This window comes from Leptospira alexanderi serovar Manhao 3 str. L 60 (assembly GCF_000243815.2).
GTDB lineage: Bacteria > Spirochaetota > Leptospiria > Leptospirales > Leptospiraceae > Leptospira > Leptospira alexanderi.
Map to the genome: position 1 here is coordinate 47501 of NZ_AHMT02000001.1, position 5000 is coordinate 52500.

Genomic DNA, 5000 nt, shown 5'->3' on the forward strand with positions numbered 1-5000 from the left:
TGTCTTTCCGAAGAAATAATCCATTCCACAGCCTGAGATCCGGGCGTATGTCCTCCCGTGAATAAAATTTGTAAACCAGGTGATAGAGAATACGTTCCATCAAATGAATGAAGCCGATTCGTCCCACTCAAAGAACGGATATAAGTCGCTTGATTCGGAAAGTAGGATTGTTTTTTTAAAAGATCCAAATCATGATTTTGAATATGTAACGTCGCGGAGGGAAAAAGAAAAATTCCTCCCGAATGATCAAAATGAAAATGAGTCAGCACAATATCCGTAATTTCTTTCGGATCAATCCCACAGCGTTTCAGAAGTTGATCCGGTTTTTCAAAACTCGAAAAACCAAATTTCTTTCTGTAGGAATCGTTGGAAAAACCAGAATCGATGAGAATATTTTTTCCGGGAATCCGAATCAGATAGAAAAGATAAACGATTTCACGACTTCCTTTGTCTTCTTTTACGTTTAAAAAACGATCCGGATATAAACTTTTTCCGTAAATAAATACATAAAGTCCAAAACCGGACTTACAATTTTTAGATTCCTTACCATTCGAACGATTTGCATCTTGATTTCCGGAAACACAATTTAGAATTAAAAATACATATATCAAAAATCCGAAATGAATGGTTTTCATTTCAACGTCTCTACGGGCCGACTTGTAATAACGGAAAAACCTTTTTGGATTGGCGTTCTAAATCGCATTAAAATTCCTTTATGAAGATGGCCTGACAACAACATCCAAGTTTGTAGATTTTCGAGATATTGAACGTTATAATGTAAGGGATAATCCACCGGAATTTTTTCTCCATCCGGAGATCCGTATTCTTCTTTGGTTCCGTTTTGAATTGTTCTTAAAACGATTCCTTTTTTATCCGTCGGTAAACTAAGCAAGTTGTCTCGAAAGCCCTGAGTATAAGAAAAATAATCTTCGATATTGGACAAATATACGACTCGGATTGGAATGTTCAACCTTGCCGCTCTTTCTCCAACGGATTTTACGCTTTTTTCGGCGTTGATGTCGCCTTTCAAAACTTGAATTCTACCTTGAAGAACCATATTACGAACATAGGCATATTCTTTTTTGGAATGGATAAAAGTCTTAAGACCGAATCTCTCAGAGGTTCGATCGAGTTCGTTCCATCTTTGAGGTACATCGGATTTGCCTCGGTGCGCGACTTCCCACGCTTCTTGAATCGAAGGCCATTCGGAATCGTTTTCCCATTCTTTCTTTATAAGTTCAAAGGAGGATCTTTTATTTTTTCGGGACCAAAGTTCCCGATACGCTTCGGGATCAGAGGCAAGTTTAAAGAATAAAAGATGAATCCGATTGATCAGACAAATCGTATAATCAAAATCCATCAACCATACGTACTTACTTTTCGCCCAAGCAATGAAGGTAAAATTCTGATCGGTCCCAGCACCGAGATAACCGCCTTCTAAATTTTCTATATACGGTTTGAAAAGATCGATTCTAAGTTCGTTCGATGCAGGATAATGCCTACCCCCCAAATCCCTAGAATTGAACTCATCGATTTTCAAAGGAGCTAAAAATAATTTTTCATTTTCCTCAAGAGGAGGAACAATCCAGGGATCCTTTGAAGGGGATGTTTTACAGAACGAACTGAAAATGACAAATCCCATCAAAACAAACGGGATCATTTTAAAATGAAACATAAACCTGATTTACTTCGAGTTGAGTTTATACCAGTTCAACCATTCGTTCCGAGAGTAAAAGTTCTTTCCTGTGATCGATGAGAGAGAAGTCATTAAAAGTTTAGAATTTATAGCCCGGTCCTCATCTAAAATCCTGATCAAAACGGGAATACTTGCCTGTTCCCTTCGTTTTCCTAACTCGGAAATCGCAATTTGCTGTAAGGAAATATTTTTCTTCTGCGCAAAGTTCTCTAGAATCTTACGGGACTCCTCTCCAGGAATCGACGCAATCGTAGAAACGACGACCAATGCGGAATCCGAGTTGTTTTCCGCAATCTCGACAAGAGCGGGAAGCGCTTTCGGAGAACCTAATAATCCGAGCGATTCCACGGCTATCGAAGAAAGCTTTGAATCAGAGGACTTGGAAGCCACAATCAAATCATCCAAAGCTTCGATCGCATGCAAAATACCCAAAGACCAGGCCGCTCCATATCTACCTTCGCCTTCCGGTTCTTTGAGAACATTCAATAAAACTGGAATGCTTTTCTTATCTCCTAGATAACCGAGAGAACGCCCAATCATTTCTCGGTCGGGCAGTTTAGAATTTACGAAATTCTTTTCGATCGCCACACGCGCCGAATTAAAATGAATTCTTCCTAAAACCAAAGCAGCAGGCGCAACTGCGTCCGGATCCTTTCCTTCGAGGATTTTCAGAACCTTGGGCCCTGTTTCGGATGAAGGAATTTCCGAAAGAACATTTACCGCACGATAACGAATGTCCCGATTTTTATGCTTTAAAATCGGAATCGTGGATGTAATCGCGGTTGAACTGTTTATCTCAATCAGAGCGTTCATACAATTTTCACTCCCCTTATCAAAATCCCCTGCAAGTCCCTGGACTAAGATCGGGATCGCTTTTTTACTCGAAATTCTTCCCAACGCAAGGTAAGAAGCCGCTAATGTAGGAGACGGCTCGGTGGTTTGTGCGAGTTTTATCAAATACGATTCCGCAGAACGAACCTTAAGTTTTCCTAAAGCCATCGCATACGTTTTCGCAAATTCGGGATTTTGATTTTTATTGGCTAGGTTGAGTATCGATTCACCGGAAGAATAAGCTCCGATACGCACCAAAGCATCGACTGCAATTAACCTTAAAGTAGAATCTTGAGATTGCAAAAAAGGAAGAATCACTTTAGCGGAGGAAGCATCCTTCATTCTTGCAAGAGCTTCCAACACTATATCAGGAGTAACACCGGATTCGTTTGAAAATAGTTTTATGATTTCCGGAATGGAAACCCGGTCCTTCCAAGCGCCTAACACAATTGCGGCCGTTCCTTTTACGGCAGGATTCGTATCGGTTTTAAGTAAATTTCGAATCTTGCTCAAAGAAGGTTTATGAGATCTATTAGAAAGTTCTAAAATAGCTTGTGCTCTAATTTGAGGATTTTCGGAACTCAATTCTTCTTGAATTTTTTCCAACGGAATCTCTTTCCTCTCTTCCGGAACCGGTAACATTTCAGGCTTTGGCGGCCCTTCACAACTACATAAAATTAACGTACAAAGTAATAATAATCGCATTAACCCTCTCCTGAATATATCTTTGAACTCGGATTTGTGAAACAGAAAAGATTACGAGCGAGGAATCTGGCTCTGAACCTGCTTTAATTCCGAAAGTTCATCTTTCCAATCTTTTAAATCTTGCTTGGCAATTTCTATCTGATTAGAATCCAATTTTTCTTGTTCAATCGTATATTCGATTAATTGAATTCTAGATTCTAATTCCTCGATCTTGTAATTGATGTAAACAAGTTGTTCTTTCGGAGTTACGTTCGATTCGGAAGAAAGCTCAGGTTCTTTTCCAGGTTCCGAGTATTTTTCCAAAAAACGAACGGATACATTTCTGGATTCCACGTCTGTGAAAGTATCCAATCTTTCTCTTAATTCTTTTTCCTCCGCCTCCGTCAAAGGAGGTCGTAGTTCCGCAGGGATGTATAAATTTTTCGGATACCTCGCGATAAAATCCGTCCATTCCCTCTGGATTTCTTCTTTTTCTTCAGGGGTCATTTTAGGACGAAATGCTTCAGGCCAAAGTTTTTTCGCCTGAACTTCCAGCTCAGGATCTTCATTAAAAGGGTGAGGTAAGTCCGGATAATAAGGATCCATTTCGGAATAATATTTGATTTTTAAAACCGTATCTTCCTCAGAATTCGAAACAGATTGTTTTTTCAAGTTTTCAGGCCAAAAAACCAAAAATAATATTAAAAAAACTGTAAGTAAAGTAGCTGCAAAAAAAAGTTTTCTTTTGAATTCCATAAAACTAACTTCCAAAACAAAAGAACGTCGCCTTGAACAAAGACGACGCCCTTAGTCTATTTTTCCTTTAAGTAGAAACTCCGAGTATAAAAGAAATAAACATTCCCAAAATATGTTGATTTAGGAATTTCTTTAAATCGACCGGCCTTCTATTTAAACTGTCGTAATACCAAGCTGTGTACTCGCTGACTTGAGGAATACTCAAGCCGTAACGAACATTAATGGCTTTAATCAACTCGTTTGCAAAAACCGCATGGCCGTACATGTTCGGATGCACTCCATCCAAGCCAAAAACCCCCGGTTTGCCTGGCAAAGGCCAGTTTGCATAAGCCCAACCTGGACCACGATTTCCCTTAGGAAGCTCAATGCGGCGTCCATTTTCTTTCAAATCGTCAAAAACGACTTTTGTATCCGCAACTGCAAATCCCATAGCTACACCTTGAACCTTAATCTCGTCGTTCAACATTGTTAAGAATTTGGTGATGGTCGCGACTTCATTTGCATCTAAAATTTGGCGCGGATTAGTTACAAAGTTACGGTAAAAAGCTTTCAATCCTGTTAAATTCGCCCTGCCTTTAGGATCTTTGTAAGGTTCCAAAAACGAAATCGCAGTCACATTTGGAATCGTAAATAAGACCCCACCTTTTATGCTTCCAATGGCGGCTAAACGCCTCATCACCTCGCGCATATCTCTTTTATAACGAGCCTCATTCAAACAATCCGTAGAAGTTGAAAGTACAGTACAGAGAACATGATTCGCGGCCACGGTTCCGAAAAGAAAGGTAGGTTTGACTTTTTCCATAATCTCAATTTGAGTCCCGGATTTTCGAAGGCCAAATTGATGGAATTTATCAGGCTTTTTACAATCCTTAACCCTTGTCCAACGATAAGCACGTTGATTCCATTTCTTCCAGTACCATTCTTTACCCCATTTCCTTGCGGTAACATCTTCGCATTCTCCCGAAGTTCTTAAAACGGAACTATACTCAGCTCCCGTAATTCCCGCATGTGTCGGAAGATCTACAGTGGAAGC

The 5000-nt window shown here is 39.7% G+C and carries 5 protein-coding genes (2 of these 5 running past the window's edge); all 5 read right to left on the reverse strand.

The window, feature by feature from the left end; all coding sequences use genetic code 11:
- Positions 1 to 635 carry the 5' portion of an N-acyl homoserine lactonase family protein gene (locus LEP1GSC062_RS00205; RefSeq protein ID WP_010577355.1) on the reverse strand. 223 nt of this gene lie to the left of the window's left edge, so 635 of the gene's 858 nt are visible here — the first part of the coding sequence; the start codon lies at positions 633 to 635; its stop codon lies off the left edge, out of view.
- On the reverse strand, positions 632 to 1675 hold the full coding sequence (locus LEP1GSC062_RS00210) for an LIC_10091 family lipoprotein (protein ID WP_010577356.1): 1044 nt from the start codon (positions 1673 to 1675) through the stop codon (positions 632 to 634). Before LEP1GSC062_RS00210 ends, LEP1GSC062_RS00205 begins: the two co-directional genes overlap by 4 nt.
- Before the next feature lie 9 nt (positions 1676 to 1684).
- Positions 1685 to 3169: a HEAT repeat domain-containing protein gene (locus LEP1GSC062_RS00215; RefSeq protein WP_010577357.1), complete on the reverse strand. Its 1485-nt coding sequence runs from the start codon at positions 3167 to 3169 to the stop codon at positions 1685 to 1687.
- Positions 3170 to 3283: 114 nt separating this feature from the next.
- Positions 3284 to 3967 carry a hypothetical protein gene (locus LEP1GSC062_RS00220; protein ID WP_010577358.1) on the reverse strand — a complete coding sequence of 228 codons (684 nt, stop codon included), beginning with the start codon at positions 3965 to 3967 and terminating at the stop codon, positions 3284 to 3286.
- 67 nt (positions 3968 to 4034) lie between these two features.
- Positions 4035 to 5000 carry the 3' portion of a hypothetical protein gene (locus tag LEP1GSC062_RS00225; protein ID WP_010577359.1) on the reverse strand. The gene runs 303 nt beyond the window's last position, so only the last 966 of its 1269 coding nucleotides appear in the window; the start codon falls outside the window, past its right edge — the gene reads right to left on this strand; its stop codon occupies positions 4035 to 4037.